This is a genomic window from Bacillus sp. S71 (assembly GCF_016625265.1).
In the GTDB taxonomy this organism is placed as follows: Bacteria; Bacillota; Bacilli; order Bacillales; family Bacillaceae_G; genus Bacillus_A; species Bacillus_A cereus.
The window spans coordinates 25,242-51,928 of record NZ_JACVUW010000005.1 but is presented as its reverse complement, the minus strand read 5'-3'; the positions used below and the strand labels follow the sequence as shown (position 1 = coordinate 51,928).

Here is a 26,687-nt window from a genome sequence, read left to right as displayed (position 1 = left end):
ACGTGAGACTATGGCACTATAAAGAAATGCTATACAAATTTTATTTATCGAGATGTAAACATCAATTTTGATTTTTACGTATAAATAATGAACGGAGGAAATGAATTTATGGCTACTTTACCAAATTGTCCAAAATGTAATTCAGAATATACGTATGAGGATGGCGTTCTTTTCGTATGTCCAGAATGTGCTCATGAGTGGGGCCAAGAAGCAGAAGCTGAAAATAATGATGGTGCAAGAGTTGTAAAAGATGCGAACGGAAACGTTCTTCAAGATGGCGATGCAGTTACTGTTATTAAAGACTTAAAAGTAAAAGGAACTTCTTCAGTTGTGAAGATCGGTACGAAAGTAAAAAGTATCCGTCTAGTTGATGGCGATCACGATATCGATTGCAAAATCGACGGTTTCGGAGCTATGAAGTTAAAATCACAGTTCGTTAAGAAGGCGTAAGACAATAAAAAGAGGAGGCGAATAGCCTCCTCTTTTTATTATGTCACTTTTGTCGGTAAATCGATATTTCGTACAAAATCGTTGATATATTCTGAGTTATGATAGATATATTTGAAAAATCGTTGATATATTGCAAGTTATGATAGATATATTGAAAAAATCGTTAATATAATTTCATTCATCGTGAACTACGCACGATTCACCGTGCACCATAGTCAATTTCTTTCAACTGACATCGCTTATTAAAGAACGTTTTATATCCAAGCTGTAAAAAGATAATGACAGCAAAGGCAGTACTTCCTGAAATACCGAGTATGATAGCGATTTGATATTGAATGGCTGTGAATGGTGATACACCGGATAATATTTGACCAGTCATCATGCCTGGTAAGCTTATAATCCCCATTCCGACCATAGAATTAATTGTTGGTAAAATAGCAGAATCAAAAGCGTCTCGAATGAGCGGAGCAGCAGCTTCTTTCGGTGTTGCTCCGAGCATAAGTGCACCTTCAATTTGACCTCTTTGCGACTTCATATTGTTTAAGAACGTATTTGCACCGAGAGAAACACCAGTCATGGCATTCCCAACTAACATGCCTGTAATAGGGACGATATATTGCGGAGCATACCAAGGGTTATGACCGATAATAACGAAGATAAATAGTAGAAGTGGCCCAATTGATCCGGCGACCATGGAAAGGGCGGCTACTCGTTTTAATTCTTTAGACATCGGGATGTTAACTCGTTTATAAATATTAAAAATTGCAAAGGTAGTAATAGAAGTAATGAGAGCAATTGTATAAAATGGATTACTGTTTTCAAATACGTATGTAAGGACATATGCAACAAGTACGAGCTGAATGGTCATACGGAATGTTGCGAGCGCGATTTGTTTTTCGCGAGGTATTCCTTTTAATTTTACAAGTCCAATTAAAATAAGAATAAAAATATAGGCAGCTGCAAGTTGCCAAATTTGGAGTTCAATAACGCCCTTCAACAGAGAGCACTTCCTTTCTAGTTGCACCGTTTGCTTTACTAATCTCAATAATGTCGTCTGCAATTTCTTCTGGAAGTTGTTGTGAGTGTGTGATGAAGATAATTGTTTTTTTCTTTTTTCGTGCTAGTTCAGTAAATTGTTTCATAACGCGGCGTTCTGTATCACTGTCTAATGCTGAAGTGGGTTCATCTAATAAATAAACAGGCGGATCCATAAGTACGATACGTGCAAAGGCAAGTCTTTGTTTTTCACCGCCGGATAATGAGGAGGCGCTATCTTCTAATTGCTTGTCTAAGCTAACGGTTTGTAGTGCGCTCCGCAGGGCATCATCATTTGGAAATGGTTTTTCAGAAAGACGAAGTCCCATTAATAGATTTTCTTTAACGGTTCCATCAAAAAGAGGTGGAGTTTGCCCAAGCATAACTACGTCACGACGTAATTGAATAGGCGGATAATCAGAAATTAACTTTCCGTTATATTCAATTGTGCCGGATGTTGGAGATTGTAAATCGTTTAACATGCGAAGCAATGTGCTTTTTCCGCTTCCGCTTTCACCGATAATGCAAGTGATCTTTTCTTTTTGAATCTGTAAATAAGGAATGTGTAGTATATCTTTATATATAACGTCTTTTAATATAAACATAAATCGCTCCTTTCTGATTCTAGTTATATCGTATCAAAAAAGAGGGGGAAATGGTTATAACGAACAACGTTTTTTCTTCGTCTTGAGTTTTATTAATAAGTTAAGTAAACGATCTAATTCTTGGCTGAAAGAAATCACTTTATCATGAGTGAATCCGTATCGTTCAACGAGATAGATTAACTCTTTCTTTTTCGCTTCTATTCGATTGTTTAGTTTCGATAAGTTCATAAGTGGAATGTAATGCCTCCTACAAAAGTATTTATAACATAAAAAATAAGACCGAATGAATTCGGTCTTCAAGGAAATAATAAAATAACTTACAAATAGCATACACTGTTTATCAATAGTTTTTAATATAAAAATGAAAAATAAATCATTATACATATTGAGAAAGATGTGTCTGATAATTTTTAAAAACTGATGCAAAGAAGCTGCCTACATAGTAGACAGCCTGTAAAGTATTAACCTTTATGATATTTGTACATCCAAAGAAGGCCGGATTTTAATAATCTTGGTACACGTCCCATTAACGGTTGATTTGCGAGTAAACCGAATCCATGCTTCTTACCAAGAGATCCTAGAACACCTTTTAATTTAATAACAGGTAGTTCATCAGGGAGTGGTTCATTATTCCAACGTTTTAATAATATTTGGACAATTTGTTCTCCTTGACCTTCAGCAAGTTGGGCAGATGGTGCATGTGGAAGTGCTGCGCAATCTCCTACAACGTAAACGTGCTCGTTGTTTGGAATATTGTGATATTTCGTTAAGACAACCCGTCCGCTACCATCTTGTTCAACTGGAAGGTTTCGAACAACTTCATTTGCTTGAATACCAGCTGTCCAGACGATTGCATCACATTCAAGTGGTTCATCGTGGTTATACACAATATTTGGTTCCACTTTTGTAATGTTAGAGTTTCTTATAATATTAACTTTATGTTTTACGAACCATTCTTCTACGTATCTACTTAATTTCTCTGGATACGGGAATAAAATTCTATCTTTTCGATCAAATAAATAGATTTTTAAATCAGAACGGCTTTCGCGAAGTTCACTTGCAACTTCCACACCACTTAAGCCAGCACCAACGACAGCTACTGTTGCATTTGGTTCTAGACTATTTAATTGTTCATATGTTTTACGTGTTTGTTCAATTGATTGTAGACTATGTGTATATTCCTTCGCCCCAGGAACGTTATGATATTTATCTTCACAGCCAAGTCCGATAATTAAATCATCATATTGGATTGCTTCGCCGCCATCGAGATGAACCGCTTTTTCTTCGAGGTCAATATTTGTTATTGTGCCGTATTGAATATTGAGGCGTGGGTGCTCAGGAAACGGTATACGAATATGCGTTTCTGAAATAGTACCCGCAACTAATGCATAATATTCAGTTTTGAAGCAATGATATGGTACTTTGTCGATTAATGTCACTTGTACATCATCTGGAAGTTGGTTGCTTGGAAGTAGCCTTTGTAGAATTCTCATTCCACCGTAGCCGCCACCTAGTATTACGAGGTGTTTCATGATGGATTACCCCTTTTCTGTTGAAATATCCCCTAATCATAAAATTTTATATTAATAAAATATTTTGACTTTACTCAATCAAATTATATCGAATTTGTGAACAAATAACAATGCATGAATGAATACTCTGTTGTACAATAAGAAGAAAAGTAAAGTAAACTGTTTTGCCCTTTTAGTTACTATTTCATTGCAAGTAGCATGTTATATAAAATAAAATCATCTACTTTGAAGTGAAATAGTGAAGTAACTAAATAGTTTAGGATGTATAACGAAAACAACAAGAGACAGCTTAGTTTTCTTCTTATAGATGAAGTCAGAAGGTAATTTGTTTTGTAGTACAGGGGGGAGAATTTTGATTAAACCATTAATTGAATTTTGTGTAGGTAACCTTGCAAGTGGTTCACAAGCAGCTCTAGAAAAATTAGAAAAAGATCCGAATTTAGATGTAATGGAGTATGGTTGTCTAGGGTATTGTGGTATTTGTTTTGAAGGACCGTTTGCACTTGTAAATGGTGAAGTTGTACAAGGTGCAACAGTAGAAGAGCTTGTTAATAATGTATATGAGTATTTGGATGAAAATCCAATGTTTTAAGGTGTTGCGAATGAGCAACGCCTTTTTCATTTTATTTTAGATAAAACGTTATTTTGGAGGGTAGTTTAATACTATAGATAAATAAAAAAAGGCCCTTTTTAGAAGGGCTTTTTTCTTACACAATGTGTGTAAGAGTGGCTCATCGCCAAACGTTGTCAAATATGAGAAACGGGGGACATTCATATTGTGTTCTAAAAGCATGCATTCTATACTTAAAATAACAAATTATTTTTGGAGTGAATACAAATGAGCCAATTTTCTTTTACAAAAATGCATGGTCTTGGCAATAGTTATATATATGTAAATATGTTTGAAGAGCAAATTCCTGAAGAAGATTTAGCCCTTGTGGCGGAAAAGGTTTCAAATATTAATACTGGTATTGGAGCAGACGGAATGATTTTAATTTGTCCGTCTGATGTAGCTCCGGTGAAAATGCGTATGTTTAATAATGATGGATCAGAAGGAAAGAGCTGTGGTAATGGTTTGCGCTGCGTAGCGAAATATGCGTATGAGCATAAACTAGTAGAGGAAACAGTTTTCACAATTGAAACGTTAGCTGGCATTGTAACGGCTGAAGTAACAGTAGAAGATGGTTTCGTGACATTAGCGAAAATCGATATGGGAGCACCGCGTCTAACACGTGCAGAAATACCGATGCTCGGTGAAGGTGAAACACCATTTATTCGTGAAAACTTCTTATATAATAATCATCGTTATGCATTTACGGCTGTTTCAATGGGGAACCCGCACGCGGTTATTTTTGTTGAGGATGTAGAGAAGGCACCTCTTACAACACTTGGTCCAGTTCTTGAGACACATGAAATGTTCCCAGAGCGAGTGAATGTTGAATTTATCGAGATTTTAAACGATGAAGAAATGAATTTCCGCGTTTGGGAACGTGGTTCAGGTGTAACGCAAGCTTGCGGAACAGGGGCATGCGCTGCCGTTGTAGCTGCTATTTTGAATGGGAAGATGGAACGTGGTAAAGAAATTACAGTCCATTTAGCTGGCGGCGATTTAATGATTGCGTGGACAGAAGAAGGAAACGTGTTAATGAAAGGACCTGCGGAAGTAATTTGCCGCGGAGTGTATGAGTACAAGATAGAAGCGTAAAGATGTATAATAGAATGAGAACAGAAAGGATGGTGTATTTCATGATTGAAGTAACAGAACAAGCAGCTTTTCAAATTAAAGATATGTTAAAAGATGCTGAAGATGGAGAGAAGTACGTGCGCCTTGCTGTACATGGCGGCGGATGTACTGGCCTTTCTTACGGCTTAGGATTTGAAGTAGAACCAAAAGAAGACGACACAGTTCTTGAGTTTTTCGGTGTTGAATTTGTTATCGATACAGAAAGTGCTCCAATTGTTAAAGGAGTAAAAATTGATTATAAACAATCTATGCTTGGTGGCGGATTCACAATCGACAATCCAAACGCAATCGCATCATGCGGATGCGGATCATCTTTCCGTACAGCGACGAATGCCGGTAAGCCAGAAGAGTGCTAAGTTTTTAGCCGAAATAGAAAAAGACCTTTTTAGCGATGGAATAAAATCGTTAAGGAGGTCTTTTCTTTTGCCGTAAAAGCCCGATTACCAAGGCTAATCAATATTTCACTTTATCTTTGCATAGATGCAAGTATCAGTTAGTTGTTTGCCGTCAGCTGAAAAATCTTCATTACGTAATATCCCTTCAAGTTCAAAGCCTAGTTTTTCAGGGAGTGCACGACTTTTCGTGTTATTACATTCACATCGTATTTCAATCCTTCTAAATTTGAATAACTGAAATCCAAGGTTTGCTAACGCACTTACTGTTTCTGTCATATATCCACTGCCACTAAATTGCGTGTTAATCCAGTATCCAATTTCACATTTAGAAACCTTCCAATCAATTCGATGAAGGCTAGCTGTTCCAACAAAATCATTCGTCTCTTTATGATAGATAAGATAGCGAAAGCTTTCTCTTTTCAAAAAATCTATATGTGCATTTCTCAGAAGAATTTCCGTTTCTTCAACAGTAGGAATGGACTGAAATAAAGACAACCATTGCTTTAATTCATTAATGGAATCTTTAATAGCTTGTTGTACTATATCCCCTTCACCAGCTTGAAGTGGTGCTCGAAGAATGAGTCTGTCTGTTTCTATTTGTAACGGAACATCTAATAAAATAGGGTTCATATCATTTCTCCTCTCGAAAACTTTAAATTAGGACAGAATGAAACTTATATCATAAAAAACTTTCACCCAAAAGAAATAATTCTGGGGGACGAGAGTTGCAATTTATAATAAATGAATTGAAAAATACTTTATCTCACTAATAGAAAATCACGTCACAGCATCACCATTAGTTATTATAGAACTGTGCGAAGTACAGGAATATAGTAAAGCTTATCTCCCATAAAGGAACCTCTCAAAAACGCGTAAACAATAAATATATATTCAATTCATTATTTAGAAATCCCTTTTCACATATTGAAAACTAAACTATCAGTTGGTACAGCAACATTAGGTTGTTAAACTAATGAATAGGTTAATTGAATAAGAAATTATTATTTTTTAACCTGCTTTAAATTGAATGCATAATTCACGATTGATTATCTAAACGCAATCGCATCATGCAGATTTGGATCACTTTTCCGTACAGCGATGAATGCTGGTAAGCCAGAAGAGTGCTAAGTTTTTAGCCAAAATAGAAAAGACCTTTTTAGCGATAGAATAAAATCGTTAGAAAGGTCTTTTCTTTTGGCGTTAAAACAGAAAATGCATGTAAAGTTACTTTAGAATTTAATTTGAATGTTATTATATAGAGAATATATGATAATTGTTGTGAATTCGACTTTCATATTGTTCGTTTAAGACAAGATTATGCAACAGAAATGTAAATGAATAGAAGAAATATACTATTTATTAGTTATATTTAATGTTAATATTTGTAACGAAGATGATTGGTGAGGGCTGATTAAAGTTTCACTTTATATAAAAAAGGTGCATGAGAGAGAAGGCTATAGCAAATTGTATAGAACTGAATAGTTCCGTATTAATTAAAATACGTTGATTACTAGATATTAAAAAATACCGGGGGGATTAGAGTGAAGTCATTTAAGAGAGTACTTATAGTAGGGATGGCGTTGACTACAGTATCGATTTTGGGAGCTTGTTCTAGCGATACAGACGTATTAACAAAAGTAGGAGCAAAGCAACCAGCGAAGGCGGAAGGTGACGTACTAAAAGATCAGAAGAAAACACCTATGACTACGAGTAAACGTGAAAGTATTAAAAATGAGGACGCTTCATCATCACAGAAGCGTTATATTTCTCATGATGAATCTCAAAAAATTGAGGAAGGTATGACGTATACGGATATTCTTAATACGATTGACTATGGTGGTGAGAACATAAAATATTATAATAACAATGAAAAACGCGTATTTTATACTGAAAAAGATACGGATGGTACATATGAGATTATGGTTGAATTAAATACATATGGTTACGTTGTGAATATTGAACGTACTGCTATAAAGGATAAAGATAAAGAGAATGAGGCATCTACGAAACGTATTGAAGAGCCTGTAAAGGAATATGAAGAAAAAAACGATCGTGTACCGTGGTATAAAGATGTAAATAACAATTCGGCAGCAGTAAGTTACAATCAATATTTGAAAATAAAAAAAGGTATGCCCGCGAATCAGGTAAAAGCTACAATTGGACAGCCACATGTGATTGAGAAATATAAATCTTATTCAGTATATGACTATACTGGTTATGGTGGAGAAGGATCATTACGTGTAATCTTTGAACCGAATGGAACTGTTACGGATGTAGTGGAAGACGGTTTACCACGATAATAAATTAGTTACGGGAAGAGTTGTAGTAAAGTTGTCTTTGATTTTATAAAGTTTTTGGGAGCATCTCCGAATATAGGTGAAAAAATAATTCTCTTAGCCATGTTAACTATAGTATTAGTATTTACCGAAGTTTCTTCCAAATTCAATAGCGTTATTGTGGATGTTGTTGTCGTATTATTTTTGTTGATATATACCGCAGTAGGGCAGCAATTGTAATTGGACGTAAAAGGACGCGGAGGAGTAGCAGCTTCCTTTTGAAAGAAGGAGGAAAATATGATGGAGGATATTTTTGAATTCATAGGGAGATACGTAATTAAACCTATTATTAATTTAGTAAGATATCTTGTAATAGAGATTATAATTGAGGGCATAATAGAAGGCGTAATAAACGGTATAAGGAAATTACGTGATAAGTGGCGAAATTGGCGTGAAAGACGTTATTGGCGGTAGTGTAGCTGATGAGCGTGCGAAACAAAAACGTTATACAGAAGTTATGAAGAAGTTTAATGAAATGATAGCAAACGACCCGCATTTACAATCTGTACTGGTTCCAATTGGTGATAGAATGATGATTTCTAAAGTGAAGAAATAATTATTATCTTACAAAAGTGTAATGTTCATGTCATGTTTTTGAATTTCTTCTTTAAGCTCTTGGCTTTAAGATAAGAATATAAGAAAAAACATATGAGGTGAAGGAAATGAAAAGATACATTGCACTGTTTAGTATTTTAGTTGTATTTGCAAGCTTGTTAGTTGGTTGTGATTTAAACCGTATGGGTAAAGATGAGTACTACGTTCAAATTACAGTAGATGGAAAAGAGTATAATGGTAAGTCTAGTAATGGTGAACCATATAAAGATTATCAATATAAACTAACTGGATTTGATAAAGAAGGTAAAGAAAAAGAATTAGAATTTACAGCTGTGAAAAATCTTCGTAAAGAAGCATTCCTACGCGTATATCACTCAGATAAAAAAGGTGTATCAGCTTGGGAAGAAGTAAAGAAAGACGAGCTTCCTGCGAAAGTGAAAGAAAAATTAAATGTGAAATAAGACAGATAAAAAGGAATTGACGAACAGGGTCAATTCCTTTTTTTGTTTTCAAATTCTTCTTCTGAAATGACTTTAAATCCGTGTCTTTTAAATAAAGCAGTAGTTACCCCGTAACCAGTTTGCTTATTGCCGTTAAATTCTCCAGTGTAAATCGTAGAACTGCCACAAGATGGACTACGTTCCTTTAAAATAATATATTCTGGGTGTAAATTTTTAATTTGTTCTAATGCTTTATAAGCACCATTTACGAAAGCTTCTGTGACATCTTCACCATCTTTTGTCATCACTTTCGCTTTTCCGTCCAAAACGTCGTCGCCATTCCCGCCAATAATTTCAGCAGAAGGACGAGGTGTTGGCAGTCCTCCTAATACTTCAGGACAAATGAGGACTGTATCTTCTTTTTGCAAAAGCTCCTCTATTTTTGAAACGAGATTGTCATTTCCGTCATATCGACAAGCTATACCACCTAAACAAGCGCTAATTACGATCATATTTTCATCTCCATTAAAAAAATATTAAATTCCACGCCAAATTCTCTTCCTGCCTCTTACTTATAAATGAGGTGATATAAATGGGAAGCTTATATAATTTAATGAAACCATACAGTGAATTTCGAAGTAAAGAAGAGTTTAATACATATCAAAAACAAGTTTTGAAGTGCTATCGATTTCAATTGAATAAAACGGATGCTACCATTATTCATTTTTTAGGAAAGTATGCGGTGAATGAGAAACAAAAAACAGTAGGAGTCGCCTGTCCGTTAATGGAGACGATTGCGAAGAATGTTGGAAAGAGTATTCGTACAGTACGCCGTTCAATTGCAAAGTTAGAGGAACTAGGAATTATAAAGCGTGTTGCGACAAAAGAAAGACATAGGCGCGGCGGATATAGTGCGAACTTATATGTATTTCTTATATCTGCAATTGACCGCATGGATGACCGTATGAAAATGTCCGCATGTGAAAGTGAGGATCGTGCATCTGGCTGTAGTAAAAATGTGCAAAAAAATGAGGGTGAAACAATTCTTTCTAAAAACATTCCACAAATAAAAGAGAATAGAAAAGAAACGTACGAGCTTGATGAGACGTATTGCCGTCATGATATACCGAAGCCTTTTATATACGCACTGGTACCGATGACGAGTAATCCGAAGAAAATTAATATATTTTGGAGTAAGGTCGAGCTTGCGTATAAAAAGAGCGGGTTACTAGAGCAAGGTGTTTTACTAGAGCAAATATTAGCTGATGAAGAAGTGTATGGAAATTTCATTTGGCGAGTGAAGAGTGTTGTGAGAGCTTATAAATATGGGGAAATCCGTAAAAATGTGAAGGCACTTTTATATAGTACAGTGCGAGATTTATTTTTAGAGGTTGGATTAGAATGGGGAGCAGCTGTGAGAAGAAGTAAGGGGATAGCGTTATTTGATCCATTTAAAAAGGAGCCATGCGTATAATACATGACTCCAAGTAGCTAGTCGAACTTTCTTACAACTGGAACACGAATCGCTACAAATAGTACGAAGACGATAACAGCAATTGCACCGCTTTTCATAACGGTTACGATTGGAATTCCCATTGCAAGTGCGATTGATGTGAATGCATAAGAGAGCGGGATAAAGCCCATTGATGATAGCATAAGTAAGCTCATTACGCGTCCCATCATTTCCTCTTTTACTGTCGATTGAATCATCGCCATAAGCGGAACGATAGCCATTGCAATTGTAATACCATAAAACATGCCGGCTAATAATGCTTGCCAAAGTACGGTGCTAAAGTTGATGGATAAGAAGAATACACCAGACAGTAGCATCATGATAATGCAAAATAGTCCGCGTCTACGATTAATATTTTTTAAACCGACAATGACAGCGCCTATTGCCATTCCGCCGCCTACAGATGCTTCTAAGTAACTGAAATGGAGCGAGTCACCGTGCAGAACATTTTTAACGAAAAGCGGGAAACCGACTTGCATCGGACCAATTAAAAATAAATTTAAAAAGGCGCTACAAAGAAGGAAAGTTGAAAGGAATGGCGATTCCTTTACATATAAGATTCCTTCTTTAATGGAAGTGAACATACCTTTATCTGTATCTTTTAGTTCTGGCATCGTAAATTGTATTTTTTGAACGAGTATGGCTGCGACAATCAGTAATAAAATTGTAATAGAAAATATTGTCTCGTAGTTTGTAAATTTGATCAGAATTCCGCCAAGTACAGGGCCTAAGATGACCGATGCTTGGTTCGTCATTTGTGTAAGTGAATTCGCTTGTGTTAACCGGCTTTTTTCTACCAATTCAGGTAAGATAGATCCATCTGCTGACCAGAAGAAAGCATCAGCAAGTCCAAAGAATAAAGCGAATAAAGCAAATGTATATAGTGTTACATCACCAACGATAAACCATGTGAGAATGGTTGCGACAAGAATCGCTCGAATAATATTGGAGTAAAACATAATGTTTTTTTTCGGGAATTTATCAGCTACAGCGCCGCCGATAATCATAAAAATAAGCCTTGGAACACTAAGAGCTACGAAAACAACACCGAGTGAAGCTTCAAGGTTTAATGTTTTTGCTATGTACCACGTTTGTGAAAAAGTAAAAAAGGCTAAAGCAAAGCTTGAAAAAAGAGTAGCTGCCCAAAGAAAAAGGAAATTCGTATTTTTTAATAACGGTTTTCCGCTTCCTTCTAAAGCAGTTTTATTTTGTTGTAGTTCCTCCATATTGCTTCCTTTCTATGTGACAAATTTAAACTAAAAAAACAGTAAACGCCCGATTGGTGAGGGCTAATACTCAATGGGAGATGCCCTCCGCTGAGTATAGTTTCACTTTATACAGTTTCTAATATTTCTATACTGCACTTTCTCATTGTAGACAATAATAATGGATTTGCCCAGTAGCTATTTAACGACAAAAAAAGATGCCGAATGGGCATCTTTTTTTAGGCTAACGCAATATAAATATCCAATTGTGCATGATTTGGGTCTAATGCTCTTTCGGCGTAAAGTTCAAAGTCTGTTGTGAAGGCACGTTTATTTTCTTTCGACCATTTCCAAATATATTCCCAAGCTTCGCAAACGACTTCAGCAACTGGTCCCTTTCTCGTTGTAAATACCGCATACGTAGCGGCAGGTATTGTTAAAGTTGTCATATTTTCAGGAACATCTTCTAATGAAGAAACGGGCATACCGATTGTAAATGTATATGTACCGGTTTCATCTGATTCGTAGTTGGAGTAGAAAGCGAATGTTTCTTTCGTTTGTTGATTTGGGATGTGATGCATCATTTGTTCTTGAAAGTATTTGTTCCAAAGCCCGGGGATTTTTCCTTCAGGAGATGCCTCTATTTCATTAGTTGTCGTAACCGAAACGCCGATTGCTTGGAAAGCTTCTTTTTTTACGATAATGGGTTCGTTTATCATTACAAATTCCTCCTTTAAAATAAGAACATACGTTCTTTAATAATATAACATATTTTTACATGTAACGGTTATTGTTTTTTGAAAATTTTAATCATAAACAACAAACTGAAATAACTAAAAAATGGTAAAAATTCTATTGTATGTATGAATAGGTTAGGGAGTATGTTAAGATTTTTATGTATCCTTTAACTGTTATATAAGCCTATGCAGTAGAACGTTTTTACTATATTAAAAATGGTAAAGGTTTGTATAAGTGTCCGATATATATGCTATTTTTGATAAATTAAAATAGTAATATTCTATGAGATTTATATTGTTGACATTGGGATTTCAACGATACATTTTCGTAGGACGGATTGTTGCGAGTGGATATATATTGCTATGTATACGGCTACGAAATTAAGTAGACGGATAGCAAGTATATAGAAAGGAGAAAGGTAGAAAATATGAAGCAAGTATTGAAGTGTTTTAATGTCGTAACGATGATCACACTTCTCCTATCCATCATATTGCCTTCACCCAGTGCTTTTGCTACAGAGATAAATAAAAAAAGCTGGGATGAGTTACAAGGAAATGATGTGAAAATTAAGGCAGAGCAAGTAAATGCTGAAATATATAAGGGAGAAGTAGCGGAGAGGGAGCACGTATTTCAATATACGATTGAAAATACGGGAGCTACACCAATTCAAGAATTGGTGCTTAAACAAAATAATGAAAATGAAATTACGTTCCCTTCGCAATCTGTGAAAGTAAACGGAGAGAAGTTACCTGAAAATAAGGTAGCGGATTTCTATGTAGAGGAAAAAGATAAGGGAGGAAAGGTTCTTTCTTCTAATCTTAAAATTAAAGATTTAAAATCACATAAAAAAATGACTGTGTTAATAAAAGCTCGTCGTGCACAACATTTTAATAAAGAGTATAAGCAAAAAATTAGTGTGCAAAAGGATCAACTACAAATAGGGAACATGTCTGTAGATGTTGAGGGAATCCCTTCTGAAGAAAAGGTAGCAGCTAATGCCGATGAGGAGGCTGACAGTAGTAAGAAAGAAGTTGGCCCATCAGCTAATAATACAATTAAAAAAGTTGATGAAAAGCTAAAAGTATCTGTAGAAGATAAAAATAACCCTACATCAAAAACAGAACCACCAAAACAACCAGTAACCGAAGCTGAGAAACTAGAAAAAGAAGCGGAAAATCAGAGCGATGCAAAAGTACAAGCTGCATCAGAGAATGCTTCGAAGGTTCAAATGCAAACAGGGGATAAGCAAGGATTTGGAGATCCACTGTATTCTACAATTACTGCTGGTAATTTAGTACAGACTGGTAATGTAACACTTGGTTTGACGACCGATCATTATGGCAGACAAAGTCTGGGGTATAAGACGAATAAAATGACTGTGGACGTTGATAACGATGATAGTACTTTTAATTCGTCAACAGGAGCTTTTCCTAACATTCCTGCTGGAAGTAAAGTGAAAAAGGCTTATTTATTTTGGACAGCAGCTATGGGGTTACCAGGAAATATTGCTGATAGAAAGGTTACCGAGGATCAAGTAAGACAACCAGTCAAAATGAAAATGGGAAATAAAGAATATGCAGATGTAACTGCTGATAGCATACGAAAAGCGGATTACCTACCTTATATTTCTAATTACTCAGGTAGTGGCGCAGGATATGTTGCGTATGCAGATGTAACAAATGTAATTGCACAGCAAGGGATTTCACAAACGTTGACAGTTGCAAATGTGCCACAAATTAAAGATGTAACAGGTGGCGGCTATTACTGGGGTAACTGGAATCTTATATTAGTTTATGAAAACTATAAAGAAACAGTAAAAGACATGAAGATTTGGGAAGGGCTAGTCTCTCAAAAAAGTACAGCCTGGACAGATATTAGTGTTAATAAAATAAACACACCAAAAGAAGGTGCTTTTAAGGCGAAATTTAGTTATTTTTCATCGCAAGGTGACCCAGCTGAGAAAGATGGATATGCATATGATTATGGAGAATATGATTTTGGTGCTGGATATATAAAGATAAAAAATATTAACGGTAAAGACAATGATGCGAATGATTCGTCTATGACAGAAGTACAAGTAGACGGTACTAACGAGTTTGTTACAAAAAAATATCCAGGATATAACCCGGATTGGACAAATTCATTCAGTACTGACATTCATACGTATCATCTTGAAGGACCTACTCAAGTAAAAAATGATTTAAAAGAAGCAAAAATGCGTTTTAGAGCAAATGGTGGCGGTGGTGATATTTACGTATTAAATAACGCTACATTCGTTACAGAACATAATGCTCCAAACTTACAAGTTGATAAAAAGGCATTAGATAGTGCCGGTAAAGAAGTTAAGGAAATTAAATCTGGTGAAGAGTTTACGTATCAAATTGAAGTGAAAAATGATACGAAAAATAACCAAGCACCTGTATCTAATGTAAAAGGTTTTGATAAATTAGATGATCGTTTAGAGTATGTTCCGGGGTCTATACAATATATTTCTGGAAGTAATAAAGGAAATAAAACAGATAATGCAAGCGATGATGAAGCAGAGTTTGTAAATAATCAAATTGATTTCCGTATTGGTGAAGGGGCAGATGCTAAAGACGGCGGTGTTTTAAAACCTGGTGAAAGTGCCATTATTACATTTAAAGTAAAAGTGAAAGCTTCTGTACAATCAGATACAACAATAAAAAATATCGTTGCTGTAAAGGGAAAAGATAGTACCGAGGTAAATTATGAAACTACAGATGATGCAAATGTTACGGTTACGCTTCCGAAAGAAGTTCCGGGAGAAATAGAGGCAAGAAAAATAGCTTCTAATAAAACACCGAAGCTAGGTGACGAGGTAGAGTATCGTATTACATTTAAAAATAAGACAAAAGATGGACGTCTAGATGTATTGACCATTGAAGATGAATTACCAAGCAATCTTGAATACGTGAAAGATAGTTTGAAAGCAGAAGGTGCAAAACCAGAGCCAGTAGAGCTGAAGTTTGAAAATGGAAAAGTAATTGCAAAGTATCCAGAAATTATGGATATGGAAGAAAGAAGTATCGTCTTTAAAACAAAAGTAAAAGAAACTGCAAAAATTGGTGAAGAAATTGTTAATAAAGCAACCGTTAGTGATAAAACAAATCCACCAAAGAATCTAGAAGAGAAGATTACACCACAGCATAAGGCCGGTAAAATTGCTGCAAAGAAAAAAGCAACAAATAAGAAGCCAAAGCTAGGAGAAGAATTTGAATATCAAATTAGCTTCCAAAATACGGTGGAAAACGGAAGACTAGATGCAGTTACAATAGAAGATGAAATTCCAGCTAACTTAGAATTTGTTCAAGGCAGTGAGAGAGCTGAAGGTGCTGAACCAAATCCAGTAGAGTTAAAAGTAGAAAATGGTAAGGTAATCGCAAAATATCCAGAGATTATGGATACAAAAGAGCGAAGCATTGCCTTTAAAGTGAAAGTAAAAGAAGAGGCAAAAGCCGGAGAAACGATTGTTAATAAAGCGGTTGTGAGTGAGCCGAATGGACAAACTGAGCATCCAGAAGAAAAGATTACGCCGGATTATAAATACGGTAAAGTGGATGTTGAAAAAAGCGTAACGAATCAAACACCAAAACTAGGAGAAGAAGTGGAATACCGAATTACATTTTATAATACGGTAGAAAACGGAAAACTAGAAAAGGTGCTAGTAGAAGATACACTACCTAAAGGTGTTGAATACGTGAAAGATAGTTTGAAAGCTGAAGGTATAAAACCAGAGCCAGTAGAACTAAAAGTGGAAGACGGCAAAGTAATGGCAAAGTATCCAGAAATTACGGATACAGAAAAAAGAAGTATTGTTTTTAAAGTGAAAGTAAAAGATTCGGCAAAAGTAGGGGAGGCAATCGTAAATAAAGCAATTGCAAAAGATCCGAAAAATGAGCCTGTTGAATCAAAGGTTGTTATTACACCGCAAAGTAAAAAAGGTGAAATTGCTGCTACAAAGGTAGTTAATAATAAGAAGCCAAAGTTAGGCGAAGAAATCGAGTACCGCATTAGTTTTCATAATACGGTTGAGAACGGAAAACTTGAAGAGGTGCGAGTGGAAGATACAATTCCAAAAGGTCTTGAATATGTAGAAAATAGTATCAAGGCCGAAGGAGAAGCACCTGGACCAGTAGAATTAGCTGTTGAAAATGGAATAGTCAAAGCTAAGTATATCGATATTATGGATATGAAAGAAAGAAGTATCGTCTTTAAAGTAAAGGTGAAGGAAGAAGCAAAAGTAGATAAAGAGATTGTCAATAAAGCAATTGTTGATGATACGAAAAATCCACCGATTGAGCCGGAAGAAAGAATTACTCCGCAATATAAGGATGGAATAATTGATTCGAAGAAGACAGTAGATAATCCATCACCAAAACTAGGAGAAGAAGTAGAATACCGAATTAGCTTTAAAAATACGGTAGAAAACGGAAAACTAGAAAAGGTAACGATAGAGGATACAATTCCTAACGGTTTAGAGTATGTAAAAGGCAGTGAAAAGGCTGAAGGTGATAAACCAGCTCCATTAAAGTTAAGTGTGAAAGATGGAAAAGTCATTGCTGAATACGACAATATTACAGATATGAAAGAAAGAAGTATTGTCTTTAAGGTAAAGGTGAAGGAAGAAGCGGAAGTAGGTAAGGAAATCATCAATAAAGCAATTGTTGATGATATGAAGCATCCGAAAGAACCAGAAGCAAAAATCACACCATTACACAAAGATGGAAAAATTAAAGCGAAGAAAATCGTAAATAATGAAACACCGAAGTTAGGAGAAGAAGTAGAATACCGAATTAGTATGAAAAATACGGTTAAGTACGGAAAGCTAACAGACGTGATAATAGAGGATACTCTACCAGAAGGTTTAGAGTATGTAGAAAATAGTTTGAAAGCAGAAGGTGCCGGAACAGATTCAGTAGAGCTGAAATTTGAAAACGGTAAGGTAATGGCAAAATATCCAGAAATTATGGATACAGAAGAAAGAAGTATCGTTTTTAAAGTGAAAGTAAAAGAAGAAGCAACAGTTGGTAAAAAAATCATTAATAAAGCAACTATTGATGATTCACAAAACAAGCCAGTTAATCCGACAGCGGAAATTATTCCTCAGTATAAAGATGGAAAACTTGAAGCGAAAAAGATGGTAAATAATGAAACGCCGAAGTTAGGAGAAGAAGTGGAATACCGAATCAGCTTTAAAAATACGGTAGAACATGGAAAGCTAACAGAGGTAAAAATAGAAGATGATTTACCAAATGGATTAGAGTATGTGAAAGATAGTGTAAAAGCAGAAGGTTCTAAGCCAGATCCAGTGGAATTGAAATTTGAAAACGGTAAGGTAATGGCAAAGTATCCTGAGATTACAGATACAAAAGAGAGAAGTATTACCTTTAAAGTGAAAGTAAAAGGTAAAGTGAGCGATTCAATTGTTAATGAAGCGATTGTGAGCGATACGAAACATCCGCCAGAAACACCGATAGCAGAAATTATTCCGCAACATAAAGACGGAAAAGTGAAAGCGAAGAAGACGGTAAATAATGAAACGCCGAAGTTAGGAGAAGAAGTAGAATACCGAATTAGTTTTAAAAACACGGTAGAAGATGGAAAACTAGCAGAGGTGAAAATAGAAGATACTTTACCCGAAGGTTTAGAGTACGTAGAAAACAGTGTGAAAGCAGAAGGATCTAAGCCGGATCCAGTAGAATTGAAAGTGGAAAATGGTAAGGTAATGGCGAAGTATCCAGAGATTACGGATACAGAAGAAAGAAGTATCACTTTTAAAGTGAAAGTAAAAGATGAAGTGACAGTCGGTAAAAAAATCGTCAATAAAGCAATTATTGATGATACGAAAAATGAGCCAGAAACACCGACGGCAGAAATTACTCCACAGCATAAAGACGGAAAAGTGGAAGCGAAGAAGACGGTAAATAATGAAACGCCGAAGTTAGGAGAAGAAGTGGAATACCGAATTAGCTTTAAAAATACGGTAGAAAACGGAAAGCTAGCAGAGTTAAAAATAGAAGACGATTTACCAAATGGATTAGAGTATGTGAAAGATAGTTTACGAGCAGAAGGATCTAAGCCAGATCCGGTAGAACTGAAAGTGAAAGATGGAAAAGTAATCGCAAAATATCCAGAAATTACGGATACAGAAGAAAGAAGTATCGTCTTTAAAGCGAAAGTAAAAGAAGAATTTAAGGTTGGTGAAGGCATTGTCAATAAAGTAGTTGTTGATGATACAAAAGATCCAACAACTTCAGAAGTAACAATTACGCCAGAATATAAAGACGGTAAGCTTAAAGCAGAGAAATTTGTAAACAATAAAAAACCGAAATTAGGAGAAGAAGTAGAATACCGAATTAGTTTTAAAAACACGGTAGAAAACGGAAAACTAGTAGAGGTTAAAGTAGAAGATGAAATTCCAGCTGGATTAGAGTACGTGGAGAACAGTTTACAAGCAGAAGGATCTAAGCCTAGTCCAGTAGAATTGAAATTTGAAAACGGTAAGGTAATGGCAAAGTATCTAGAAATTACCGATACAAAAGAAAGAAGTATTATCTTTAAAGTGAAAGTAAAAGAAGAGGTAGAAATAGGTAAGGAGATTGTTAATAAAGCAATTGTAGTAGATACAAAAAATAAGCCAGAAGAGCCTCATGTGGAAATTACTCCGCAATATAAAGATGGTAAAATTGCTGCGCAGAAAGTGGCAAATAATCATAAACCGAAACTAGGAGAAGAAGTAGAATATCGAATTAGTTTTAAAAATACGATAGAAAACGGGAAACTAGCAGAGGTAAATATAAAGGATGCCTTACCAAATGGTTTAGAGTATGTAGAAGGCAGCATCACAGCAGAAGGTTCTAAACCGAAACCAGTAGAGCTACAGGTGAAAAATAATAAAGTAATGGCAAAGTATCCAGAAATTACAGATACAGAGGAAAGAAGTATTGTCTTTAAAGCGAAGGTAAAAGAAAGCGCAAAAGTGGGAGAAGAAATCGTAAATGAGGCAATTGTAGATGATACAAAGAATCTACCAGAAGAGCCTTATGTACCGATTACACCACAATATAAAGATGGAAAAATTGAGGCAAGAAAAGAAGTAAGTAATCGTGAACCGAAGTTAGGTGAGGAAATCGAATATCGAATTATTTTTAATAATACGGTGAAAGATGGAAAACTAGTAGAGGTAAAGATAGAAGATAAAATTCCAGCTGGATTAGAGTTTGTAGAAGGAAGCGAAAAGGCTGAAGGTGAAGAGCCAAAACCAGTGGAGTTGAAAGTAGAAAATGGTAAGGTAATGGCAAAGTATTCAGAGATTATGGATACGAAAGAAAGAAGTATCGTCTTTAAAGTGAAGGTGAAAGATTCGGTTACAATAGGTAAGGACATTACAAATAAAGCGATTATCCACGTTGATGATCCGAACCACCCTATAACTGAACCGACAGCGAAAATTACACCGCAATATAAAGACGGTAAAATTGCTGCTCATAAAAAGGTGAATAATCATAAACCGAAGCTAGGTGAGGAAATCGAATACCGAATTTCATTTAATAATACGGTGAAAGATGGACAGCTGGCAGAAGTGAAAATTGAGGATGAAATTCCGTCTGGTTTAGAGTATGTGAAAAATAGTCTAAAAGCAGAAGGTGATAAGCCAGCCCCAGTAGAGTTGAAAGAAGAAGCTGGTAAGGTTAGTGCGAAGTATGAAAATATCACTGACATGAAAGAAAGAAGTATTATCTTTAAAGTGAAGGTGAAAGATTCTGTTGAAGTGGACAAAGCAATTGTAAATAAAGCAATTGTTGATGATACAAAAAATCCACCAGAGCGACCGGAAGTAGATATTACACCGCAGCATAAAGCTGGTAAATTTAAAGCTGATAAAAAGGTAAGCAAAAAAGATCCAAAGCTAGGAGAAGAAGTAGAGTACCGAATTAGTTTTAAAAATACGGTAGAAAACGGAAAACTAGCAGAAGTGAAAATTGAGGATCAATTACCAACTGGCTTAGAGTATGTGAAGGATAGTTTAAAATCAGAAGGTAATGAGCCAGCGCCAGTAGAGTTAAAAGAAGAAGCTGGTAAGGTTAGTGCGAAGTATGAAAATATTACTGATACAGCTGAGCGTAGTATTCGCTTTAAGGTAAAAGTAACGGAAGCAGTAAAAGTCGGTAAGAAAATCGTGAATACGGCAATTGTGGATGATGATAATCCGAAGAATCCGCCGCAAAAACCAGAAGCGATTATTACGCCGGAGTATAAGGACGGAAAACTAAAAGCTGAGAAAACAGTAAATAATCCAGCTCCAAAATTAGGAGAAGAAGTAGAGTATCGAATTACTTTCCGTAACGTAGTAGAGCATGGAAAAGTAGCGAAGGTGAAGATTAAGGATGAATTACCAACTGGCTTAGAGTTTGTAGAAGGTAGTGAAAGAGCCGAGGGAGAGAATCCGAAACCGTTGTATGTGAAAGTGAAAAACGGCACAGTACTCGCAGAATATCCAGAAATTACGGACATGAAAGAAAGAAGCATCGTCTTTAAAGTAAAAGTGAAAGATAAAGCTAAAATTGGCGAAGCGATTGTGAATACGGCGGTTGTGGAAGATACAATAAACCCACCAGAGAAACCGAATGTCGCTATACAGCCTCAACATAAAGATGGTGCATTACAAGCAGAAAAAACAGTAAGTAATCATGAACCGAAGTTAGGAGAAGAAGTAGAATATCGAATTAGCTTTGAAAATACGGTAGAGAACGGAAAACTAACTGAGGTAAAGGTAGAAGATGAAATTCCAGCCGGTTTAGAATACGTACAGGATAGTATAAAGTCTGATGGGCCGGAACCAAATCCAGTAGAACTTAAAGTTGAGAATGGAAAAGTAACAGCAAAGTATCCAGAAATTACGGATACGAAAAAAAGAAGTATCATCTTTAAAGCGAAAGTACAAGAAACGGTACAAGTAGGAAAAGAAATTATAAACAAGGCGGTTGTGGATGATAATAATCCGACAAATCCACCGGTTGAGTCACTTGTACCAATTACACCGCAATATAAAGATGGGAAACTAGAGGCAAGGAAAGAAGTAAGTAATCATGAACCAAAGCTAGGGGAAGAAATCGAATATCGAATTACTTTTAACGGCATAGTAGATGGCGGGAAGTTAGTTGATGTAAAGATTGAAGATGAAATTCCGTCTGGTTTAGAGTATGTGAAAGATAGTCTGAAGGCTGTAGGTGATAAGCCTGTACCAACAGAACTTAAAGTTGAGAATGGAAAAGTAACAGTAAAGTATCCAGAAATTACGGATACGAAAGAAAGAAGTATCATCTTTAAAGTAAAGGTAAAAGAATCAGTAAAAGTTGGAGAGGAAATAACAAATAAAGCGATTATTCACGTAGATGATCCAAATCATCCAGTTATGGAACCGACAGCGACAATAAAGCCAGAATATAAAGATGGTAAGGTAAAAGCAACGAAGACAGTAAGTAATAAAGAACCGAAGCTAGGAGAAGAAATCGAATACCGAATTAGCTTTGAAAATACGGTAGAAAACGGAAAATTAGCTGAGGTAAAGATAGAAGATGAAATTCCAGCCGGTTTAGAGTACGTGCAAGATAGTATTCGATTTGAAGGGGCTGAACCAAATCCAGTAGAGTTAAAAATGGAGTTTGGAAAAGTAATAGCGAAGTATCTAGAAATTACAGATACGAAAGAACGTAGTATTATTTTTAAAGCGAAGGTAAAAGCAGCACCAAGTAAAGGGATAACAAATAGAGCGATAGTGGACGATAGAATAAATACACCACTTGAGCCTACAGTTACAATTTTACCGAAAACAAAAGAAGATTTTAAGATACCGGAAGATCCGAAAGAACCAGAAGTGAAACCGGAAGATCCGAAAGAACCGAAGGAGCCAGAAGTGAAACCAGAGGATCCGAAAGAACCGAAGGAGCCAGAAGTGAAACCGGAAGAGCCGAAAGAGCCGAAGGAGCCAGAAGTGAAACCGGAGAAACCGGAAGTAAAACTTGAAAAGTTAATTAAAGAACCGCAAGTAAAAGTAGAAAAAGAATTACCGAAAACAGGGGCAGCACATCCATGGATGATGTCAGTTGGTGCGGGAATTTCATTCTTAGTTGGCGGAGTATTATTCGTATTAGGTAGAAGAAGAAAACAATAATTTTTGTAGACGAAAAGCACACTGAGTTCGATAGTTTATCGAATTCAGTGTGCTTTCGTGGTATATAAAATAAAAGCTCCTTCCGCGTATGGAAGGAGCTTTTATTTTTACATATTAAAACATGCTTGAGCTATGCATTGGTTGAAGTTTTGCATTTGGATCGAAGTAAGCTTTTGCATTGTTTACTGCTGTCGGTGCTTCGCCAAATCCACAAGCGATAAGTTTTACTTTTCCTTCATATGTACAAATGTCACCAGCAGCGTAAATGCCAGGAATATTTGTTTCCATTTTTGAATTCACAAGGATGCTATTTTTTTGTATATCTAAGCCCCAGTTTTTAATTGGGCCAAGAGAGGAAACGAAGCCGTAGTTTACAATTACATCATCAACATCGATGATAACTTTTTCTTCAGTTTTTACGTGCTGAAGAACGACTTGTTCAATTTTGTCATCACCAATGAGTTCAACTGGAACATACGGTGTACTTACTTCTGCACGAGAATTCATTAAGTTTTCGACGCTATGTTCATGTGCGCGGAATTTATCACGGCGATGAACGATTGTAACTTTGTCAGCAATCGGTTCTAACATCATCGTCCAGTCTACTGCTGAGTCGCCACCGCCAAATACTACGACGCGCTTGCCAGCAAATTTATTCATATCATCAACGAAATAATGTAAGTTTTTCTTTTCGTATTTTGCTGTACCTTCTAATTCTAAGCGGCGTGGTTGGAAAGCACCATTGCCGGCAGTAATAATGACTGATTTAGAATAGTGAGTTTGTTTATTCGTAACAAGTTTAAATATACCATCAGCTTGTTTTTCAAGCGTATCAACAGCTTCTTCTAAGCAAATGGTTGGATCAAATTTCTTCATTTGCTCTTTTAAGTTATCAACTAATTCTTGTGCGCGCACTTTTGGAAATCCAGCTACATCATAAATGTATTTTTCAGGGTAGAGTGCGGATAATTGTCCTCCAAGTTGAGGTAAGCTTTCAATGATTTTTACACTTGCTTGTCTCATCCCGCCATAAAATGCTGTGAATAGTCCTGTTGGACCACCACCAATAATTGTTATGTCGTAAACTTTTTGATTTTCTGCCACTTTCATTCCCCCTATAGATGGAATTTTGATATTGATTTCATATATTGTTCATATGTACACGAAAATCCTGCAAATGATGACACTTTCAAATAAATGATAGCATATTTGAGTTCATAATACTTCTGAAAACGACTGAATTGTGTGTAAGTTTTCGCATAGATGCTTTTTGTATTGTATAAAATATACAGAAAGGAAAATACATGAAAAAAAGGCTGAAAAACCCTTGAAAACGCTATGTTATTTTAAAATATTGATAATTCTCCAGAAGCTTGAATTCTGGAATAAAACCGACTAATATAGGGAAGTATTATGTTAAATTTCTATGACAAAATTCGTACGATTTTTTGACTGCGTTTTGTTATGATATAGAATGTGATAAATTCCACATTCTTGACAAATAGAGTTTTTAGTACTTGGTATTATTTCTCATTACTATTATATAAAGAAAAGGGTTGTGATTTGGTGAAGACTCCAAAAATCGTAGTTTTAGGTGCAGGTTATGGCGGGATGATTACGACTGTTCGTCTGCAAAAAGCATTATCTGTAAATGAAGCTGAAATTACGTTAGTAAACAACAACAGCTATCACTACCAAGCGACTTGGTTACACGAGAGCGCAGCTGGTACATTACAAGATGAAAAAATCTGTCTAGATATTCAAGACGTTATTGATACAAATAAAGTGAACTTTGTACAAGACACAGTAGTAGAAATTAAAGCTGCTGAAAAACGTATTATCTTAAAAGACGGCGAGTTAGAGTATGACTACTTAGTAATCGGTCTTGGTTTCGAATCAGAAACATTCGGAATTACAGGATTAAAAGAGCATGCATTCTCAATCGCTAACATTAATGCAACTCGTGAAATTCGTGAGCATATGGAAGCTAGTTTCGCTAAATATGCAGATGAAAAGCGCGATGAGTTAGTAACAATCGTTGTTGGTGGTGCTGGATTTACTGGTATCGAGTACGTAGGTGAGCTTGCAAACCGTGTTCCTGAACTTTGCAAACAGTACAATGTACCACGTGAAAAAGCACGTATCATCTGTGTAGAAGCTGCTCCAACAGCACTTCCAGGTTTCGATCCAGCATTAGTAGAATATGCTGTAAAACAACTTGAGAAAAAAGGCGTAGAATTCCGCATCGGTACAGCAATTAAAGAAGCAACTGAAGAAGGTATTATTGTTGCAAATGGTGATGATACTGAATTAATTAAGTCTGAAACAGTAGTTTGGGCTGCGGGTGTTCGTGGTAATGGTATTGTGGAAGAGTCTGGCTTTGAAGCAATGCGCGGACGTGTAAAAGTTGATGAGTACATGCACGCTCCAGGATACGAAGAGGTATTCATGGTTGGTGATGCAGCGTTAATCATTAACGAAGAAATTAACCGTCCTTACCCACCAACAGCACAAATTGCAATTCAACAAGGTTACAATATTGCACACAACTTAACTGTATTAGTTCGTGGCAAGGGCGAAATGAAAAAATTCGCATTCGATAATAAAGGATCTGTATGTTCTTTAGGTCATGACGATGCAATGGGCGTTGTTATGGGTAAAAAGTTAACAGGTTGGAAAGCTTCCTTCATGAAGAAAGTAATCGATAACCGCTACTTATTCTTATTAGGTGGACCTTTATTAGTTCTTAAAAAAGGTAAATTAAAGTTCTTTTAATATATAGTAGAAAAAGCAGAAACGGCTAAGCGCCGTTTCTGCTTTTTTTTCATATAATACATGTTTTCGATATAACAATAGAAAGATGGGAGAAATGTTTTATTTGAACATTGCCTTATCATGAAATGGATGAATCCAATGTTTTATTTTCTTCATAATTACATTTCTGCATCTTGATATTTTTTTGTTAACAGTATATCGACAAAATGGGTTTTTTCACTTTTTGAAAAAAGGAAATTTCACAGCGAATTAAAAAGTATAGTATAATATATAGAAAAGAAAGAATATTCTGTCCGTTCAGATAGAGGAGGATGCATCATGGGGAAGCGCGGGAAAGTATGGTTAGCTGTTAGTGGCTTAGTAGCTACAAAAGATGGCAGGTGGCTATTCGTTAAGAAGAAATACAGTGGATTAAAAGGGAAATGGTCTTTACCGGCTGGTTTTGTAAATGAAGGTGAGACAGTTGATGAAGCTGTGAAACGCGAAGTGTTAGAAGAGACAGGCATTGTCGCTCATGTGAAGGGGATCATTGGTGTTCGATCGGGTGTTATTCGTGATGAAATTAGTGATAATATGATTATTTTCCTTTTGGAGCCTGAAGGAGAAAATATTATTGTACAGGAGAAAGAATTGTCTGAAGTGGCGTTCTTACATCCAGATAAGATTGCGGACGATCCGAATACGTCTGTACTTATTAAATATTTGTTAGAAGGAAGATCAGAACTACATCTTGAAGTGGACAAAACATTAAATCCAGGAGAACCATTTGGTTATACAGCCTATCACGTATTTACGGCACGTGCGAAGGAGAGGGAGAAAGAGTGAGTATACCGGTACTACTTATTTCAATGATGTTATTTTTTATTTTGTTCTTTGGAATTGGATTTTTACTCAACATGATTTTGCGAGCTACTTGGGTAATGGTTATTGTGTATCCGATTGTTTGTATGCTTATTATTAATAAAGCGAGTATGTGGGATTATTTTTCAAAACCGAAAGAAACATTTTCTTCATTTGGGACAAGTGTATCGCACTTAGGACAAGCAGACGTGTTTATTCTATCTACTGGATTAGTAGGGGCTGCTTTAGCAGGAGTCGTGATCAAGAAACTTCGGAAAAGCGGATATCAAATGTTTTAATCTCCAACTAAGTTGGAGATTATTTTTTGC

21 protein-coding genes and 2 pseudogenes are annotated in these 26,687 nt (G+C 35.8%); 14 read left to right on the top strand and 9 right to left on the bottom strand.

The features are described 5' to 3' along the window. The first annotated feature begins 108 nt into the window (after positions 1 to 108). Positions 109 to 450 carry an alkylphosphonate utilization operon protein PhnA gene (phnA, locus tag IBT51_RS13075; protein WP_200458480.1) on the top strand — a complete coding sequence of 114 codons (342 nt, stop codon included), beginning with the start codon at positions 109 to 111 and terminating at the stop codon, positions 448 to 450. Positions 451 to 649: 199 nt separating this feature from the next. Here phnA and IBT51_RS13070 read toward each other — a convergent pair whose 3' ends face one another. The 4 genes from IBT51_RS13070 to IBT51_RS13055 all read right to left on the bottom strand — a co-directional run bounded on the left by IBT51_RS13070 (position 650) and on the right by IBT51_RS13055 (position 3,622). Continuing rightward, complete coding sequence (locus IBT51_RS13070) at positions 650 to 1,447, bottom strand: ABC transporter permease (protein ID WP_069356403.1); 798 nt, start codon at positions 1,445 to 1,447, stop codon at positions 650 to 652. Further along, entirely contained in the window at positions 1,431 to 2,090 is a 660-nt protein-coding gene (locus tag IBT51_RS13065; RefSeq protein ID WP_000470263.1) for an ABC transporter ATP-binding protein, read from the bottom strand. Before IBT51_RS13065 ends, IBT51_RS13070 begins: the two co-directional genes overlap by 17 nt. Positions 2,091 to 2,144: 54 nt before the next feature. After that, the gene (locus IBT51_RS13060) at positions 2,145 to 2,318 is read right to left on the bottom strand and encodes an aspartyl-phosphate phosphatase Spo0E family protein (protein ID WP_001054089.1); all 174 of its coding nucleotides are present in this window, start codon (positions 2,316 to 2,318) and stop codon (positions 2,145 to 2,147) included. Between the two features lie 233 nt (positions 2,319 to 2,551). Next, positions 2,552 to 3,622: an NAD(P)/FAD-dependent oxidoreductase gene (locus IBT51_RS13055; protein WP_000682065.1), complete on the bottom strand. Its 1,071-nt coding sequence runs from the start codon at positions 3,620 to 3,622 to the stop codon at positions 2,552 to 2,554. Between the two features lie 352 nt (positions 3,623 to 3,974). On the opposite strand from IBT51_RS13055, the gene IBT51_RS13050 reads away from it, so the two are divergent. From IBT51_RS13050 to IBT51_RS13040, 3 genes are all read left to right on the top strand, one after another. Further along, on the top strand, positions 3,975 to 4,214 hold the full coding sequence (locus IBT51_RS13050) for a YuzB family protein (protein WP_000595026.1): 240 nt from the start codon (positions 3,975 to 3,977) through the stop codon (positions 4,212 to 4,214). 246 nt (positions 4,215 to 4,460) lie between these two features. Then, entirely contained in the window at positions 4,461 to 5,327 is an 867-nt protein-coding gene (gene dapF / locus IBT51_RS13045; RefSeq protein ID WP_000077392.1) for a diaminopimelate epimerase, read from the top strand. 41 nt (positions 5,328 to 5,368) lie between these two features. Next, the gene (locus IBT51_RS13040) at positions 5,369 to 5,722 is read left to right on the top strand and encodes a HesB/IscA family protein (protein ID WP_000573830.1); all 354 of its coding nucleotides are present in this window, start codon (positions 5,369 to 5,371) and stop codon (positions 5,720 to 5,722) included. 105 nt (positions 5,723 to 5,827) lie between these two features. On the opposite strand, the gene IBT51_RS13035 is transcribed toward IBT51_RS13040, so the two are convergent. Further along, positions 5,828 to 6,391 carry a GNAT family N-acetyltransferase gene (locus IBT51_RS13035; protein WP_069356402.1) on the bottom strand — a complete coding sequence of 188 codons (564 nt, stop codon included), beginning with the start codon at positions 6,389 to 6,391 and terminating at the stop codon, positions 5,828 to 5,830. 405 nt (positions 6,392 to 6,796) lie between these two features. Between IBT51_RS13035 and IBT51_RS13030 the strand changes: the two are divergent. The 5 genes and pseudogenes from IBT51_RS13030 to IBT51_RS13015 all read left to right on the top strand — a co-directional run. Then, a pseudogene (locus IBT51_RS13030) lies at positions 6,797 to 6,889 on the top strand (iron-sulfur cluster assembly accessory protein); the annotation flags it as partial. A 413-nt stretch (positions 6,890 to 7,302) separates the two neighbouring features. Beyond that, on the top strand, positions 7,303 to 8,061 hold the full coding sequence (locus tag IBT51_RS13025; RefSeq protein WP_200458481.1) for a hypothetical protein: 759 nt from the start codon (positions 7,303 to 7,305) through the stop codon (positions 8,059 to 8,061). 99 nt (positions 8,062 to 8,160) lie between these two features. Next, positions 8,161 to 8,354 (top strand): annotated as a pseudogene (locus IBT51_RS27395) (hypothetical protein). A 113-nt stretch (positions 8,355 to 8,467) separates the two neighbouring features. Then, the gene (locus IBT51_RS13020; protein WP_200458482.1) at positions 8,468 to 8,653 is read left to right on the top strand and encodes an O-methyltransferase; all 186 of its coding nucleotides are present in this window, start codon (positions 8,468 to 8,470) and stop codon (positions 8,651 to 8,653) included. A 106-nt stretch (positions 8,654 to 8,759) separates the two neighbouring features. Further along, positions 8,760 to 9,113, top strand: a complete 354-nt coding sequence (locus tag IBT51_RS13015) for a YxeA family protein (RefSeq protein ID WP_088025397.1) — start codon at positions 8,760 to 8,762, stop codon at positions 9,111 to 9,113. Between the two features lie 29 nt (positions 9,114 to 9,142). On the opposite strand, the gene IBT51_RS13010 is transcribed toward IBT51_RS13015, so the two are convergent. Beyond that, positions 9,143 to 9,604 carry a 2-thiouracil desulfurase family protein gene (locus tag IBT51_RS13010; protein ID WP_000635488.1) on the bottom strand — a complete coding sequence of 154 codons (462 nt, stop codon included), beginning with the start codon at positions 9,602 to 9,604 and terminating at the stop codon, positions 9,143 to 9,145. An 80-nt stretch (positions 9,605 to 9,684) separates the two neighbouring features. Between IBT51_RS13010 and IBT51_RS13005 the strand changes: the two genes are divergently transcribed. Beyond that, on the top strand, positions 9,685 to 10,566 hold the full coding sequence (locus IBT51_RS13005) for a helix-turn-helix domain-containing protein (protein ID WP_078400736.1): 882 nt from the start codon (positions 9,685 to 9,687) through the stop codon (positions 10,564 to 10,566). 17 nt (positions 10,567 to 10,583) lie between these two features. On the opposite strand, the gene IBT51_RS13000 is transcribed toward IBT51_RS13005, so the two are convergent. Both IBT51_RS13000 and IBT51_RS12995 read right to left on the bottom strand, forming a co-directional pair. Further along, on the bottom strand, positions 10,584 to 11,831 hold the full coding sequence (locus IBT51_RS13000) for an MFS transporter (RefSeq protein ID WP_000391931.1): 1,248 nt from the start codon (positions 11,829 to 11,831) through the stop codon (positions 10,584 to 10,586). A 218-nt stretch (positions 11,832 to 12,049) separates the two neighbouring features. Continuing rightward, the gene (locus IBT51_RS12995; RefSeq protein WP_000606667.1) at positions 12,050 to 12,529 is read right to left on the bottom strand and encodes a GyrI-like domain-containing protein; all 480 of its coding nucleotides are present in this window, start codon (positions 12,527 to 12,529) and stop codon (positions 12,050 to 12,052) included. 446 nt (positions 12,530 to 12,975) lie between these two features. On the opposite strand from IBT51_RS12995, the gene IBT51_RS12990 reads away from it, so the two are divergent. Further along, a complete protein-coding gene (locus IBT51_RS12990; protein ID WP_200483283.1) occupies positions 12,976 to 22,743 on the top strand; it encodes an isopeptide-forming domain-containing fimbrial protein in 9,768 nt (3,255 codons plus the stop codon). 114 nt (positions 22,744 to 22,857) lie between these two features. On the opposite strand, the gene IBT51_RS12985 is transcribed toward IBT51_RS12990, so the two are convergent. Beyond that, positions 22,858 to 23,847: an NAD(P)/FAD-dependent oxidoreductase gene (locus IBT51_RS12985; RefSeq protein WP_000829772.1), complete on the bottom strand. Its 990-nt coding sequence runs from the start codon at positions 23,845 to 23,847 to the stop codon at positions 22,858 to 22,860. A gap of 462 nt (positions 23,848 to 24,309) precedes the next feature. On the opposite strand from IBT51_RS12985, the gene IBT51_RS12980 reads away from it, so the two are divergent. The 3 genes from IBT51_RS12980 to IBT51_RS12970 all read left to right on the top strand — a co-directional run bounded on the left by IBT51_RS12980 (position 24,310) and on the right by IBT51_RS12970 (position 26,657). Further along, on the top strand, positions 24,310 to 25,518 hold the full coding sequence (locus IBT51_RS12980) for an NAD(P)/FAD-dependent oxidoreductase (RefSeq protein WP_000856602.1): 1,209 nt from the start codon (positions 24,310 to 24,312) through the stop codon (positions 25,516 to 25,518). A 318-nt stretch (positions 25,519 to 25,836) separates the two neighbouring features. Continuing rightward, positions 25,837 to 26,343, top strand: coding sequence for an NUDIX hydrolase (locus tag IBT51_RS12975; RefSeq protein ID WP_000517993.1), 507 nt, complete (start codon positions 25,837 to 25,839; stop codon positions 26,341 to 26,343). Beyond that, positions 26,340 to 26,657 carry a YuiB family protein gene (locus tag IBT51_RS12970; RefSeq protein WP_000027016.1) on the top strand — a complete coding sequence of 106 codons (318 nt, stop codon included), beginning with the start codon at positions 26,340 to 26,342 and terminating at the stop codon, positions 26,655 to 26,657. Before IBT51_RS12975 ends, IBT51_RS12970 begins: the two co-directional genes overlap by 4 nt. The last annotated feature ends 30 nt before the right edge of the window (positions 26,658 to 26,687 follow it).